Annotated in this window: 11 protein-coding genes and 1 riboswitch; of the genes, 4 read left to right on the top strand and 7 right to left on the bottom strand. The window is 70.6% G+C overall.

Annotated elements, in window-relative coordinates:
- Position 1 precedes the first annotated feature (1 nt).
- The 3 genes from ACF3NH_RS10130 to ACF3NH_RS10140 all read right to left on the bottom strand — a co-directional run bounded on the left by ACF3NH_RS10130 (position 2) and on the right by ACF3NH_RS10140 (position 4323).
- On the bottom strand, positions 2–1540 hold the full coding sequence (locus ACF3NH_RS10130; protein ID WP_198365497.1) for an ABC transporter substrate-binding protein: 1539 nt from the start codon (positions 1538–1540) through the stop codon (positions 2–4).
- Between the two features lie 65 nt (positions 1541–1605).
- The gene (locus tag ACF3NH_RS10135; RefSeq protein WP_422922726.1) at positions 1606–2964 is read right to left on the bottom strand and encodes an LLM class flavin-dependent oxidoreductase; all 1359 of its coding nucleotides are present in this window, start codon (positions 2962–2964) and stop codon (positions 1606–1608) included.
- A 3-nt stretch (positions 2965–2967) separates the two neighbouring features.
- Complete coding sequence (locus tag ACF3NH_RS10140; RefSeq protein ID WP_370591945.1) at positions 2968–4323, bottom strand: LLM class flavin-dependent oxidoreductase; 1356 nt, start codon at positions 4321–4323, stop codon at positions 2968–2970.
- 238 nt (positions 4324–4561) lie between these two features.
- Between ACF3NH_RS10140 and ACF3NH_RS10145 the strand changes: the two genes are divergently transcribed.
- Positions 4562–5362 carry an IclR family transcriptional regulator gene (locus ACF3NH_RS10145; RefSeq protein WP_422922727.1) on the top strand — a complete coding sequence of 267 codons (801 nt, stop codon included), beginning with the start codon at positions 4562–4564 and terminating at the stop codon, positions 5360–5362.
- Positions 5363–5577: 215 nt separating this feature from the next.
- On the opposite strand, the gene ACF3NH_RS10150 is transcribed toward ACF3NH_RS10145, so the two are convergent.
- The gene (locus ACF3NH_RS10150) at positions 5578–6009 is read right to left on the bottom strand and encodes a PACE efflux transporter (protein ID WP_422922728.1); all 432 of its coding nucleotides are present in this window, start codon (positions 6007–6009) and stop codon (positions 5578–5580) included.
- Positions 6010–6096: 87 nt separating this feature from the next.
- Here ACF3NH_RS10150 and ACF3NH_RS10155 point away from each other — a divergent pair, with 87 nt between their 5' ends.
- Entirely contained in the window at positions 6097–7005 is a 909-nt protein-coding gene (locus tag ACF3NH_RS10155; protein WP_422922729.1) for a LysR family transcriptional regulator, read from the top strand.
- 64 nt (positions 7006–7069) lie between these two features.
- Positions 7070–7738 carry a tyrosine-protein phosphatase gene (locus ACF3NH_RS10160; RefSeq protein WP_422922730.1) on the top strand — a complete coding sequence of 223 codons (669 nt, stop codon included), beginning with the start codon at positions 7070–7072 and terminating at the stop codon, positions 7736–7738.
- A 12-nt stretch (positions 7739–7750) separates the two neighbouring features.
- Here ACF3NH_RS10160 and ACF3NH_RS10165 read toward each other — a convergent pair whose 3' ends face one another.
- Positions 7751–9523, bottom strand: coding sequence for an ABC transporter ATP-binding protein (locus ACF3NH_RS10165; RefSeq protein WP_198365504.1), 1773 nt, complete (start codon positions 9521–9523; stop codon positions 7751–7753).
- A 97-nt stretch (positions 9524–9620) separates the two neighbouring features.
- Positions 9621–9885: riboswitch (cobalamin riboswitch) on the top strand.
- A gap of 104 nt (positions 9886–9989) precedes the next feature.
- On the opposite strand from ACF3NH_RS10165, the gene metE reads away from it, so the two are divergent.
- On the top strand, positions 9990–12350 hold the full coding sequence (gene metE / locus ACF3NH_RS10170; protein WP_422922731.1) for a 5-methyltetrahydropteroyltriglutamate--homocysteine S-methyltransferase: 2361 nt from the start codon (positions 9990–9992) through the stop codon (positions 12348–12350).
- 54 nt (positions 12351–12404) lie between these two features.
- Here metE and ACF3NH_RS10175 read toward each other — a convergent pair whose 3' ends face one another.
- The gene (locus ACF3NH_RS10175) at positions 12405–13748 is read right to left on the bottom strand and encodes an MFS transporter (protein WP_198365506.1); all 1344 of its coding nucleotides are present in this window, start codon (positions 13746–13748) and stop codon (positions 12405–12407) included.
- Positions 13749–13908: 160 nt separating this feature from the next.
- Positions 13909–14463 (bottom strand): DUF1269 domain-containing protein, encoded by a 555-nt coding sequence (locus ACF3NH_RS10180; protein WP_198365507.1) that lies wholly within the window; start codon positions 14461–14463, stop codon positions 13909–13911.

Genomic DNA, 14463 nt, shown 5'->3' on the forward strand with positions numbered 1-14463 from the left:
CTCAGGCGCTCAGCCAGATGCCGCGGGTCTCGATCGTGCCGTACTTCGGCGGCTCGAAGCCTTGCACCTTCTCCGAGGTGACGCCGACGTAGTTGCGGAAGTAAGGCACCATGCGATCGCTGTGCGCCTGGATCAACTTCAATGCCTCGCCGGCGACCTGCTTGCGCTTCGCCAGGTCCACCTCGGCGATCATTGCGTCGAGCTTGGCGTCCAGACCTGGCGCCACCTCCGTGTTGCCGTAGTTGTAGATCGCCTTGCTGTGATGGATCTTGTAGACCCCGTCGTACAGCGTGGCGGAGCCGGAGAAGTAGGAGGAGTACATCGGCATCTTGCGCGCAACGTTCGCCGCGTACTCTGTATAGGGGATGTCGCGCACCCGGACGGTGATGCCGATCTTGGACGCGGCCTCGGAGAAGGCGAGGACCATCTTGGGTGCCGGTTGGCGGTCGCTGGTCGTATAGGCGTCAATGCTCAACTCCTTGACGCCGGACTCATCGAGCAGCTTCCTTGCGCGCGGCAGGTCCTGCTCGATCACGGGAAGCTGCGGCAGGTAGACGTTGCCGGGAGGCAGGGTCACGTCGTTGCCCGGCACGCCCTGGCCGAAGAGCGCGGCGGCAACGATGGCCTTGCGATCGGGAATATACTGGAAGGCCTGCCGCACCTTCGGGTTTGTGAAGGGCTCCTTGTTCCCCATGATCTGGATGGTGTGGTAGTCGCCGGTCGGCGCCGAATGGGCCTTGAAGCCCGGCAGGCGGCGCATGACGAGGTATGTTTCCAGCGGGATCTGGGTGATGAGGTCCACCTGCCCACCGCGCATGGCGGCCTGCATGGCTACTGCCTCGCGGATGAAGACCATGCGCACGCCGTCCAGATGCTGCACATCCGGGTTCCAGTAGCCATCGAACTTCTCGACAGTGATGGAGCTGCCCGGCTGGAACTCCTTGAAGCGGAAGGGGCCGGTGCCATTGGGTGTCTCGCGCAGGCTGTCGATGCCGCGGGCGGGCAGGATGCGGCAGGCGCGATAGGCAAGAACGACGGGGAACTCGCCGAAGGGCATGGTCATGGTGACGCGGAGCTTCGTCGGCCCCTCGGCCGCCACCGACTGCACCGGGCCGAAGGCGCCGAAGCCGGCGCCGGCGCGGGACTTGTCAATCGAGCGCTCGATGGTCGCGGCCACGTCGGCCGAGGTCAGCGTCTGCCCGTCATGGAAGCGCACGCCTTCGCGAAGGGTCAGCAGCCACTCCTGTCCGTCCTTCAGCCCTTCCCAGGCCGTGGCCAGCCAGGGTAGTGGCTGCGCGTCGGCATCAAGCATCACGAGGTTGTCGTAGACCATCTGCGAGAACTCCATGCCGGAGAAGGAGTTCGTCGCCATCGGGTCGAGCATGTCGGGCGGGTCGGGGCGGCAGAAGCGCAGCACGCCGCCCTTGCGCGGGACCACGCCGGACTGCGCATAGGCGCGGCGGCCCGGCAGCAGGGCGGCGCCGGTCAGCGCGGCGGCGCCGCCCAGGATCACGCGGCGGGAGAGGATGAGGTTCGGCATTCGCGGCGGCATCATGGCGGCACGATCTCTCCTAAGGGGGGGCTGTCGTCGTCAGGCGTCAGGCGTCAGGCGGCGCTCTGCGTGTGGCGGCTCGGCACGGGCGGCAGGCCGAGGTTCTCGCGCAGGGTGTCGCCCTCGTATTCGGTGCGGAACAGGCCACGGCGCCGCAACTCCGGGATCACGAGTTCGACGAAGTCACGTGCGGAGGTGGGCAGCCAGGGTGGCTGGATGATGAAACCATCGGCGGCGCCTTCGGTGAACCATTGCTCCATGGTGTCCGCGACGGTGTCCGGCGTACCGATCACGCCGAGGTGCCAGAAGCCGGCCGAGATGGCGGCGAAAAGGTCGCGCACCGTCATCCGCTCGCGCCGCGCGCGCTCCATCATGGTCTGGGTGAAGCTCGCATCGCGGCCGGGCGTGTTGTGATGACTGGCCATTGTCATCTCCGGCACCGGCGCATCCAACGGCAGGTGACTGAGATCCGGGAAATGGTTGATCAGCAGCATGCCATGCGCCACGCGCGGATCGAGCAGGTCCTGCGCGCGCTGGAACTTCTGGCGCGCCTCCTCCTCAGTGTAGCCGACAATCGGCATGATGCCGGTCATCACCCTCAGGGCGTGATCGGGGCGGCCATGGGCGGCGAGGCGCCGCTTGACCGCGGCGTAGTAGTCCTGCGCCAGCGGCAGCGTCGGCTGTGCGCTGTAGAGCAGATCGGCCCGCGCCGCCGCGAAGTCGCGCGAGTTGGCGGAAGTGCCGGCGGTGCAGACCGGCAGCGAGCCTTGGATCGGCCGGGCTGTGTCCAACGGACCGCGGACCTTGAAGTGGGCGCCCTCATGATCGAGGAAGTGGACCTTCGCGCGATCGAAGTACTGACCACTCGCCTTGTCGCGCAGGAACGCGTCATCGTCCCAGCTGTCCCAAAGCCCGCGCATGACCGACAGGAACTCGGCCGCGCGCTCATGCCGAGCCTCGGAGGATTGCGGGTCCTGCTGGCCGAAGTTGCGCGCCTCGTCGGGACTGGTGCTGGTCACCAGGTTCCAGGCGGCGCGGCCTTTGCTGAGATGGTCGATCGAAGCCAGTCGCCGCGCCAGCGCGTAGGGCTCCATGTAGCTGGTCGAGGCGGTGATGACGAAGCCGACATGCTGCGTCACGGCAGCCAGTGCGGCGCAGAGCAGCGTCGGCTCCAGCTTCAGGTGCCCCTGCTCCATGTCGCGGCGGATCCGCGGATCGTCCTGGTTCCGCATTGCCGCCTGATCAGCGAAGAACAGGAAGTCCATCCGTCCCTGTTCGGCAAGCTCGGCGCATTCACGATAATGCGCTAACGACAGGCCATTGTCCGCCGGGCTCTCCGGCAGGCGCCAGGCGGCATAGTGGTAGCCTTGGTTGGCGACCGAGAGGCCCAGTCGCATCATGCGCTTGCTCATGACTCAAGCTCCCGCGGCGGCCAGGGCATGGGCGTGGCGGCTGACGGCGGGCCGCAGGCCGAGATTGCCGCGCAGCGTCTTCGCCTCGTATTCGGTGCGGAACAGGCCGCGGCGCTGCAACTCCGGGATCACCAGCGCGACGAAGTCCTCCGAATCCACGGGAATGCAGGGCGACTGAATGTTGAAGCCGTCGGCCGCGCCGGTGGTGAACCACTCTTCCATCAGGTCGGCGATGCTTTCCGGAGTGCCCACCACACCCATGTGCCAGAACCCCGCCGAGACCTTCTCGTAGAGCTGGCGGATGGTCAGCCCGTCCTGCTTCACCTTCTCCAGCAAGGGAGAGGAGAAATGTCCCTTGCGGTTGTCCGGCAGCGGAATGTCCGGGATCTGACCATCGATGTCGTGACCGGTGTAATCAGGGAATCCGTTGACCACGAGCAGGCCGAGGCCGAGGCGCGGCAGGATCAGCTCCTGCATGCGGTCGAACTTGTCGCGCGCCTCGGCCATGGTGCGGCCGACAAAGGGCATGATGCCGGGCAGCACCAGCAGGTCGGACTCGCTGCGGCCGTACTTCGGGAGGCGACGCTTCAGCGAGGCGTAGTAGCCACGCGCGGATTCCAGGTCCGGCTGGCCGCCATAGACCACATCGGCGCAGCGCGCGGCCAGCTCCTGCGCGTTGTCGCTGTCGCCGGCGGTGAAGACCGGGATCTGGCGCTGCGGCGATGTCGGCACGTCGAGTGGACCGGCGACGGAGAAGTGCTTGCCCTTGTGCCGCAGCAGGTGCATCCGCTCGCGGTCGAAGAAAATGCCGCGCGCTTTGTCGATGAGGATCGCACCGTCGTCGAAGCTGTCATGCAGACCCTGAAAGACCTCGAGGAACTCGGCGGCGCGCTCATGCCGGTGGTCGGAGGGCAGGACGCGGTCCAGGCCGAAGTTCCTTGCCTCGTCGAGGGAAAACCCCGTCACCATGTTCCACCCGGCGCGCCCGCTGCTCAGCAGATCGAGCGTGGCGAACATCCGGGCCAGATTGTAGGGATGGTTGTAGGTCGTTGAGGCCGTTGCGACCAAGCCGACATGCCGGGTACAGGTCGCCATGGCGGCGAGCAGCGCCATCGGCTCGTGCTTGACGAGCTGGTGCTCCAGGTCGCGGGCGATGGCGGGGTTGTCCAGATCGCGCACAGCGGAGGAGTCCGCCAGGAAGATCAGATCGAAGCGGCCTCGCTCGGCGATCTCGGCGCAACGCCGGAAGTGCTCGAGGCGCATGTTGCCGTCGGCCGGAACGCCGGGGTGGCGCCAGGCCGCGTAATGATAGCCGAGATTGGCGATCGAAAGGCCCAGCCGCATCTGCCGCGTCCGCACGGTCGTGACATTCCCTTCTGGCGCGCGGCGCGGGGCCGCGGCGTGTGAGGAGCGAGGCTGTCCTTGCGGCCTTGACCGAGGATGCCACCGCCATGCCAGTGCTGTGCTTGCCTTCCCGCCCGGCAAGATCAGCGAAAATGCCCGAGGCTGGGAAGCGGAAAATTGCATCGCAACGCAGGTTATTGCAATGCGATATGAAGCTGTGCAGCATGCGGCGGGAGTAAGAGGGGAAGCAGGAATGCCGGGCCACGCCGTCGTCGGGACGATCGATCGCGATCCTTTGCTGGTGCGATCGGTGGGCAAGGCTTTCGCGATGCTGCTGGCCTTCGACAGGCGCAATCCGACCCTGAGTCTGACGCAGCTCGCCGCCGCCACCGGGCTGGATCGCAGCGCGGCGCAACGCTATGCGCACACGCTCGTCGGCCTGGGCTACCTGCGCAAGGACCTGCGCAGCCGGCGCTTCTCCCTTGCTGCGCCGGTGCTCGATCTCGCCAGCCGCTTCATGGGCACCGATCCCCTTCTTGCTGCTGCGCGACCCTATCTGCAGCACCTGAGCGCCGAGACATGCGAGACCGTCAATCTCAGCCTACGGGATGGAACGGAGGTGTTGTTCATCGCCCGCATGGTCGGGCGACAGGTGCTGAACATCGATGTGAGCGTGGGCTCCCGGCATCCGGTCTATTGCACCTCGCCCGGTATCGCCATCCTCTCGGCTCTTCCGGAGGAGGAGGCGCGTCGGATCCTGCAGGCCTGCGACCGCAAGCCGCTGACAGAGATGACGGTCTGGCGGATGGAACCCCTGATGCAGAAGGTTGCCCTGGCGGCCCGGCGTGGCTTCGCCGCGGCTTTCGAGGAGATCTACCATGGCGACCTCGCCGTCGCCGCGGTCATTCGCGATGTGCATGGGAAGCCGTTGGGCGCCATCAACATCGCGGCCCTGCGATCGCGCATGACGCCGGCCGAGGTTGAGCAGCGCTATGCACCCATGGTGATGGAGGCGGCGCAATCCATCTCCCGGGCCTGCATCGCGAGAAGCTAGGCGTGGCCGCATGGCGCGTCGTCGCTGAAGGTCGCGGCGTCCGAGGCTTTATCGCCGGCGTGGTGGCGTTGTGAATGGAGGCCGCGATGCCCGGACGCTCGCGCAGGACACCGGTGATCCGCTGAGGAAGGACGGCGCGGGTCCGGCCCTGGCGGAAACGCGCGCCGCGCCGCGCCGGCCACGCCGGGTTTCCTCGGCCGTGCGCTCGATCCGGCTCAGGTTGCGGCGGGCGTCCAGGCCGGCAGCGGGAAGACCCGGTCATAGGCCAGGTTGAAGGCGAAGGTGTAGACCAGGTAGAAGGCGACGATCGCCAGGTCCATCACGAAGGCCTCGGCCAGGCTGATGCCGAGATACCAGGCGATCGGCGGCAGCAGCACCAGCATGAGGCCGGCCTCGAAGAGCAGGGCATGGGCGACGCGCAGCCCGATGCCCTTGCGGGTATGACCGGCGAAACGCTGCATCGCATGATCGAAGCCGAGATTGTAGACGTAGTTCCAGGCCGTCGCCGCCATGGCGCTGCCGAGGCCGATGACGCCCATGTCGGTGCCGTGCAGGCCGAGGACGAGGCTGCCCAGGGGAATGATCAGGGCGAGGCCGATGAGTTCGAAGAGGATGGCGTGGCGGATACGGTCGCGGGTGCTGCGCATGGTCGTCTCGGAATTCCAGGGTCGGGCGCCGCCTTTTATCTGTGATATGCCGGGGCTCAAGTTGGCACCTATCCGGATATCAGATGGATGACCCTGTCCTTGGAGCAACTCCAGGCCTTCGTGGCGGCCGCGGAGGCGGGGTCCTTCTCGGCCGCCGCCCGCAGGCTGCGCAAGGCGCAGTCGGCCGTCAGCACCCAGATCGCCAATCTCGAGATCGACCTCGGGGTGGCGCTGTTCCATCGCGCGGGCCGCGTGCCGTCGCTGACCCCGGCGGGGGAGCGGCTGCTGCTGGAGGCGCGCGTGGTGCTCGACCGGCGGGAACACCTGATCGGCGTGGCGCGCAGCCTGGAGCGCGGGGTGGAGAACCGGCTGGTCGTCGCCATCGACGAGCTTTACCCCGAGCATGCCCTGGGCGCGCTCTTCGCCGCGTTCGCCCGGCGCTTCCCGCATGTCGAGCTGGAGCTGCTCTTCCCGCTGATGGAGGATGTCAGCCGGCTGGTGCGCGACGGGGCGGCGGATCTCGGCGTCATGTGGCGCCAGGAGGTCCTGCCGCCGGAGCTGGGCTTCCAGACGATCGGCTGGGTGCCGCTCAAGCTGGTCTGCGGCCGCGAGCACCCCCTGGCCAAGGCCCGCGTCGAATGGGAGGAGCTGAAGCGGCACCGGCAGATCCTGGTCGCCGCGCGCGGCGACGGGCCGGAGAAGCGGCGCCTGCGGGTGGCGGCCGAGGTCTGGTGGGTGGAGAGCCACTGGGTGATCCTGGAGATGGTCAAGCACGGCATCGGCTGGGCCTTCGTCTCCGACCACGTCATCGCCGCCTCGCCCGCCGCGCCGGGCCTGGTGACGCCCGACCTCGAGTTCGACGAGGGCGACTGGCCGGTGGCGCTGGAGCTGGTGTGGCACAAGCAGCGACCGCGCGGCCCCGCCGCCGCCTGGCTGCGCGAGCGTTTCGCGGCGGCGGGGCGCGAGGCGCTGTCGCGGGTGGCCCGGCGCGGCTGAGGGGCGCGGTCCCGATCCGCCTTCCATCTTGCCCCGGCGGGCCGGCCTCGCCATACCCTGCGGCGTGGCCCATGACCTGACCTCCGCCGCCGGGCGCCGCGCCGCCTGGATCAACAGCCTCTTCGTCGATCATGCCCTGCTGCGCCTCGGCTGGCGCAACTGGGGCGTGGTCGAGGCCGGGCGGCTCTACCGCTCCAACCATCCGAGCCCCTGGCAGCTGCGCCGCGCCGTGCGGCGCTTCGGCATCCGCAGCCTCGTGAACCTGCGCGGCCATCGCGAGGCCTGCGGCTCCGACGCGCTGGGGCGCGCCATGGCCGCGGAGCTGGGCCTCGCCCATGTCGACGCGCCGCTGGAATCGCGCGGCGCGCCGCACCGCGACCGCATCCTGCGCCTGGCGCGGATCTTTGGCGAGCTGCCGGAGCCGGTGCTGATCCATTGCAAGTCCGGCGCCGACCGCACCGGTCTGGCGGCCGGTCTCTGGCTGATGCTGCAGGGCCGGCCGGTGGAGGAGGCGATGCGCCAGCTCTCCTGGCGCCACGGCCACGTCCCGGCGAGCAAGACCGGCATCCTGGATGCCTTCTTCCGGGACTATGCCCGCTTCCTGCGGCAGCACGGCCCCAAGCCTTTCCTCGACTGGGTGCGGGAGGATTATGACGAGGACGCGCTGCGCGCCGCCTTCCGCAGCCGCCCCTGGGCCGACCGGCTGGTCGACGGCATCCTGCGGCGGGAATAGGCGGCGCCGGCGTCAGCCGGCCGCGAAGGCCTGCGTCCGCACCATCCGCGCATAGAGCCCGTCCCGCGCCATCAGCTCGGCATGGGTGCCGCTCTCGGTGGCGCGCCCCTCCTGCATGACGATGATGCGGTCCGCCTCCTGCACCGTCGCCAGGCGGTGCGCGACGACGAGGGTGGTGCGCCCGGCCCGCAGCCTCTCCAGCGCCCGGCCGATGGCGGCCTCGTTCTCGGCGTCCAGCGCGCTGGTCGCCTCGTCCAGCAGCAGCACGCGCGGATTGCGCAGCAGGGCGCGGGCCAGGGCGATGCGCTGCTTCTGCCCGCCCGAGAGGCGCGAGCCCCCGGGCCCGAGCACCGTGTCGTAGCCCTGCGGGAGCGCGGCGATGAAGTCGTGCGCGGCGGCGGCGCGGGCCGCCGCCTCCACCTCCGCCCGCCCGGCGCCGGGATGGCCGCAGGCGATGTTGGCCAGCGCCGTGTCGTCGAAGATCACCGCGTCCTGCCCGACATAGGCCATGGCGCCGCGCAGGCTTTCCAGCGTCACGGAACGGATCTCGGCGCCGTCCAGCGTGATGCGCCCGGCCGTCGGGTCGTAGAGGCGCGGCAGCAGGGCGAGGGCGGTGGACTTGCCGGCGCCGGAGGGGCCGACCAGCGCCACCGTCTGCCCCGGCTCGGCGGTGAGCGAGAGATCCTCCAGCGCCGCCTGCGGGGCGGCCGCGTCGCCGCCCGGATAGTGGAAGCCGACATGCTCCAGCACCAGCCGCCCCGGCCCCTCGGGCAGCGGTGGCGCGCCGTCCGGCGTGGTGATGGCGGGGCGCCGGTCCATCACCGAGAACACCCGGATCAGCCCGCCGAAGCCTTCCTGCAGGGCCGCGTTCAGCGCGCCCAGCGAGCGCATCGGCCGCGTCGCCAGCAGCAGCGCGGAGATGAAGCCGGTGAACTCGCCCACCGTGCCGCGCCCGGTCGAGACCTTCCAGCCGACGAAGGCCAGCACCCCGGCGACCGCGACGCCGCCGAGCGCCTCCAGGATCGGGTCGAGCTTGGCGCGGGTGCGGGCGATGGAGAGCAGCGCCTCGCGCAGATCGGCGAAGGCGCGGCCGGCGCGATGCTCCTCCTGCGCCTCCAGCCCGTAGGTACGCACCACGCGGGCGGCGGCGAAGCTCTCGGTCAGCAGGGCGGCGGTGTCGCCGACGCGCGCCTGCATGCCGCTCGACGCCCGGCGGATGCGCTTGCCGAGCTTCATCACCGGCACCACCGCCACCGGATAGATGACCGCCAGGATCAGGCTCATGTGCCAGTCCAGCCAGACCATCGCGGCGGCGAGGCCGATGACGGTGAGCCCGTCGGCCAGGGCGTTGATCGCCTTGGTCAGCGCCTCGCGGATCGCCTGGGCATCGGCGGTGAAGCGGGCGGCATGGCGGGCCGGGGCGTCATGCGCGACCAGCGCGAGGTCGGTGCGGGTCAGGGCGCGGAACAGGTCGTTCTGGATGCGCTCGATGACGCGCAGCACCACCGCCTGCACCGAGATGGCCTGGCCGTACTGCGCCAGCGACTTCGCGGCGGTGAGCAGGATGATGGCCGGCGGGATCAGCCAGACGATGCGCCCGTCGCCGGCGGTGAACAGGTCGAAGGCCTGCTGGATGACCAGCGGATAGAGCGCGGTCAGCCCCGCCAGCGCCCCGGTGCAGACCAGGGCGAGCAGGATGCCGCCCTTGTGATGCCGGACATAATGCCGCCAGAGGCGGGCGGTCAGGGCGCGGGTGGTCTCGGGGGGCGGAAGGGCAGCGGCCATGCCGCCGCGCTTAGAGCCTTCGGGGGCGGCGGCAAAGGGGCTTCTGTCCGGACCGGTGGCCACTGGAGCCGGCTTGCCAGATCTATTTAACATAAGTATATCTTTATGTGTCGCCGGTCCCGCGCGAGCGGGTGAAAAGGGAACGCCGTGCGCTCCGGCCGGGCCATCGCGCCCGGGAGCCAGTCGGCGGCTGCCCCCGCAACTGTCAGCGGCGTGCCGCTGGCCCATTCGCCGTGGAAGCCTCCGCGGCGGGCCACTGCGCCACCCTCCGGGGCGCGCGGGAAGGCCGGGCCGGCGGTGTCCTGGGCGCCATGCCCCGGAACGCCGCGAGCCAGGAGACCTGCCGGCGTCGCACCAGACCAGGCCGCCGGGCGGGGTGAACCGGAGGCAGGACCGAGAGCATGACGACCTTCCAACGGGGCCCCTCCGGCCCGGCCACCGCCACCGCCCGGCCGGAGGGCGGCGCATGACCGTCGCCGCCAATCTGGGCTTCCCCCGCATCGGCGCCCGGCGCGAGCTGAAATCCGCGCTGGAGGCGCACTGGGCGGGCGAACTGGACGAGGCCGGTCTGCTGGAGGCCGCGCGGGGCCTGCGCCAGCGGCACTGGCAGCTCCAGGCCGGCCAGGGCATCAGCCACATCCCGAGCAACGATTTCGCGCTCTACGACCAGGTGCTCGACACTGCCGGCATGCTGGGCGCCATCCCCGAGGGCTATGGCTGGCGAGGTGGGCCGGTGTCGCTCGCGACCGCCTTCGCCCTGGCGCGCGGCGCGCGTGGCACCGCGGCCGAGCGGTCCGCCGGCATCGCGGCCGGCCTGCCGGCGCTCGAGATGACCAAGTGGTTCGACACCAACTACCACTACCTGGTGCCGCGCCTCTCCGCCGGGCAGCGCTTCGAGCTGACGGAGAACCGCCCCCTGGCGGCCTTCCGCGAGGCCCTGCCGCTGCGCACCCGCCCGGTGCTGCTCGGCCCGGTCAGCTTCCTGCTGCTCAGCAAGACGGAGGACGGCTCGGACCCGCTCGGCCTGCTGGACCGCCTGCTGCCGCTCTATGCCAGGCTCCTGGGCGAACTGGCCGCAGCGAACTGCGCCTGGGTGCAGATGGACGAGCCCGCCCTGGCGCTCGATCTCTCCGAGGCGGCGCGCGAGGCCTTCCGCCGCGCCTATGCCGCCCTGGCGGAGGGCGCCACGCCCGACCTGCTGCTGACCAGCTATTTCGGCCCGATGGCCGACAATCTGGCCACCGCCGCCAGCCTGCCGGTGGCCGGGCTGCATCTCGACCTGGTTCGCGGCGCGGCCGACCTGGAGCCGGCGCTCGATCTGCTCCCCCCGGAGCGCTGGCTGTCGCTCGGCCTGGTGGACGGCCGCAATGTCTGGCGTTGCGACCTGCGCGCGGCGCTGGGCACCCTGCGGCGGGTGGCGGAGCGGCGGGGGACGCGGCGGCTGATCGTCGCCCCCTCCTGCAGCCTGCTGCACGTCCCGGTCGATCTGGCCCAGGAGGGCGGGGAGGGCCAGCGGGGGCTCGACCCGGCGGTACGGTCCTGGCTCGCCTTCGCCACCCAGAAGCTGGAGGAGGTGGCCGCCCTGGCACGCGGCCTGGACGAGGGCGAGGCCGCCATCGCCCAGGCCCTGGCCGCCAGCGACCGGGCGCGGCAGGGGCGGGCGGAGAGCGCCGCCGCGCACCGGCCCGAGGTGCGGGCGCGCCTCGCCGCCGTGACGCCGGAGATGGCCCGGCGCGCCGGCGCCTTCCCGGCCCGCCGCGCGGCACAGCGGGCACGGCTCGGCCTGCCCGACTTTCCCACCACCACCATCGGCTCCTTCCCGCAGACGCCCGAGGTGCGGCAGGCCCGCGCCGCCCTGGCGCGCGGCACGCTGGACGCGGAGGGCTACGAGCGGCGGGTCGAGGCCTGGATCGACGAGGCCCTGCGCTGGCAGGAGGAGGTCGGGCTCGACGTGCTGGTGCATGGCGAGTTCGAGCGCAACGACATGGTGAAGTACTTCGGCGAGCAGCTCGACGGCTACGCCTTCACCCGGCATGGCTGGGTGCAGTCCTACGGCAGCCGCTGCGTCGCGCCGCCGATCATCTGGGGCGACGTGGCGCGGCCGGGGTCCATGACGGTGCGCTGGGCGGCCTACGCGCAGTCGCGCAGCGCGCGGCCGGTCAAGGGCATGCTGACCGGGCCGGTGACCATGCTGCAATGGTCCTTCGTGCGCGACGACATCCCGCGCGCCGAGGTCTGCCGCCAGATCGCCCTGGCGCTGCGGGACGAGGTGACGGAGCTGGAGGCGGCTGGCATCGCCGTGATCCAGGTCGACGAGCCGGCCTTCCGGGAGGGGCTGCCGCTGCGCCGCGCGGCCTGGCAGGCCTATCTGGACTGGGCGGTGGAGAGCTTCCGCCTGGCCACGGCCGGGGTGCGGGACGACACCGCCATCCACACCCACATGTGCTACTCCGAGTTCAACGACATCCTGCCCGCCATCGCGGCGATGGATGCCGATGCCATCTCGATCGAGACGACACGCAGCCGGATGGAGCTGCTCGATGCCTTCGCGCCCCGTCCGGGCGGGGGCGAGGAGGCGGCCTGGCCGGCCGAGATCGGCCCCGGCATCTGGGACATCCACAGCCCGCGCGTGCCAGAGGCGGCGGAGATGGCGGAACTGCTTCGGCTGGCGCGGAGGCGGCTGGCCGACTGGCAGATCTGGGTCAACCCGGATTGCGGGCTGAAGACCCGCCGCTGGGAGGAGGTGCGCCCCGCGCTGGAGCACATGGTCGCCGCCGCGCGCACGCTCCGCGCCGAGGCGGGGGGAAGCGGGACCGGCACAGCCTGAGCGGGCGCGCGCCGGAGAGGGGGCGGGGCCGCCATGGCCCCGTCCCGGAAGGGATCAGCGGGCGGCGGTCCGGGCCTCGCCCGGCAGGGGGGCTGGCGTGACGGCCGGCAGGGCGGAGGCCGCGGGGCGGCCGTTCACCAGCAGGGTGACGATGCCGACCAGCGCCACGGCGGCGACGTAATGCGCCGGGCCCAGAGGGTCGATCGCCACCAGGCCGGAGACCAGCAGCGGCGTCAGCCCGCCGAAGATCGCATAGGCCACGTTGTAGGCGAAGGAGACGCCGGTGAAGCGGATCGGCGGCGGGAAGGCGTGGATCATCACGAAGGGCACCACGGTGATGCCGCCGATCGCCACGCCGGCCAGGGCGTAGAGCGGCACCAGCAGATCGGGCCGCAGGCCGGCGCCGATGTAGAGCGCGTAGGTGGTGGCCAGCAGCGCCAGCCCGCCGGCGATGCCCACCCGGATGCTGCCGAAGCGGTCCAGCAGCCAGCCGCAGAGGATGGCCGAGACGCTCAGCGTGAAGGTCGCCGCCAGATTGCCGCGCAGCGTCTCGGCCGGGGTGAGGCCGTGCAGCTTCTGTAGCAGCGTGGGCGTCATCAGGATGACGACGACGATGGCGGCGGTCAGCATCCAGGTCATCAGCATGGAGATCGCCACGCCGCGGCCGTGCCCGGCCAGCACCCGCTTGATCGGCAGGTCGCGCGTCAGCTCGGCGCGGCGGCGCATCTCCTCGAAGACCGGCGTCTCGCGCAGGAAGCGGCGCAGGTACATGGCCAGCAGCCCGAAGACGCCGCCGATCAGGAAGGCGATGCGCCAGCCCCAGGCGGCGACCTCGGCGGGGGTCATGGCGGTGTTGATGGCGGTGGCCATCAGCGAGCCCAGCATGATGCCGCCGGTGAGGCCGCCGGTCAGCATGCCGACGGCGAGGCCGACATGGCGCGGCGGCACATGTTCGGAGACGAAGACCCAGGCGCCCGGCCCCTCGCCGCCGATCGCGGCCCCCTGCATCATGCGGAAGATCAGCAGCAGGATCGGCGCGGCATAGCCCAGCGTCGCATAGGTCGGCGTCAGGCCGATCAGCAGCGTCGGCACCGCCATCAGGAAGATGGAGAAGGTGAACATGCGCTTGCGGCCGAGCTTGTCGCCGAAATGCGCCATGACCAGGCCGCCGAGCGGCCGCGCCAGGTAGCCGGCGGCGAAGATGCCGAAGGTCTGCAACTGCTGCAGCCAGTCCGGCATGCCGGGCGGGAAGAACAGGTGGCTGATGGCGGCGGCGAAGAAGACGAAGATGATAAAGTCGTAGAACTCGAGCGCGCCGCCAAGCGAGGCGAGGATGAGGGTGCGTAGATCCTGACGCGACAGGCTACGGGTGCTGGAGGATCTGCTGGGCTCGGTCATCGCTCTCTGCCAATCGCGCGGGAAGGCGGACCGATGCGGTTCGTTTCAAGCAGGCGGCCCAGGCGGTAATTTTAAGTCGCCGGGCTCGCGATTCCAGCAGCGGCTGCTTGATGCAGCCCTGCATCGGGGGCGGGGCTTGCCCGCCCCCCATGGCCCGTCCTCAGGCGGCGGGGGGCGTGCTGCCGGAGGTGGCCCCGCTGGAGATGGACCCGCTGGAGATGGCCTGGCTCAGCCTCGCCTCCTGCTCGGGCGAGAGCGAGGAGCGCAGCACCCGCCCCCGCACGCCCTTCAGCTCGGCCAGCACCTTCTCGGGCTGCACCTTGCGGACCAGCACGAAGAGCGCCGAGCTGTTGGGCGGGATGGTGTCGGCCAGGGATTTGATGAGGCCGTCATCGATGCCGTAATCCGTCATCGAGCCGGAGATGGCGCCGGTTCCGGCGCCGACCAAGCCGCCGATGGCCAGCCCCGCCAGGGGATTGAGGAAGAGCAGCCCGACCAGCGAGCCCCAGAGGGCGCCGGACAGCCCGCCCGAGGCGGCACCCACCGCCGCCAGGTTGATGCTCTGCTTGAGGTTCACCTTGCCGTCGCCGTCGCGCACCGCGACCACGGCATCCTCCAGGTCGACCAGATACTCCTTCTTCATGCGGACCAGCTCGCCCAGCACGCGGTCGGCCTCGGTCGGGCTGTCGAAGCCCACGACGATCAGTTCAGACAT

Source organism: Pseudoroseomonas sp. WGS1072 (genome assembly GCF_049340465.1).
GTDB lineage: Bacteria > Pseudomonadota > Alphaproteobacteria > Acetobacterales > Acetobacteraceae > Pseudoroseomonas.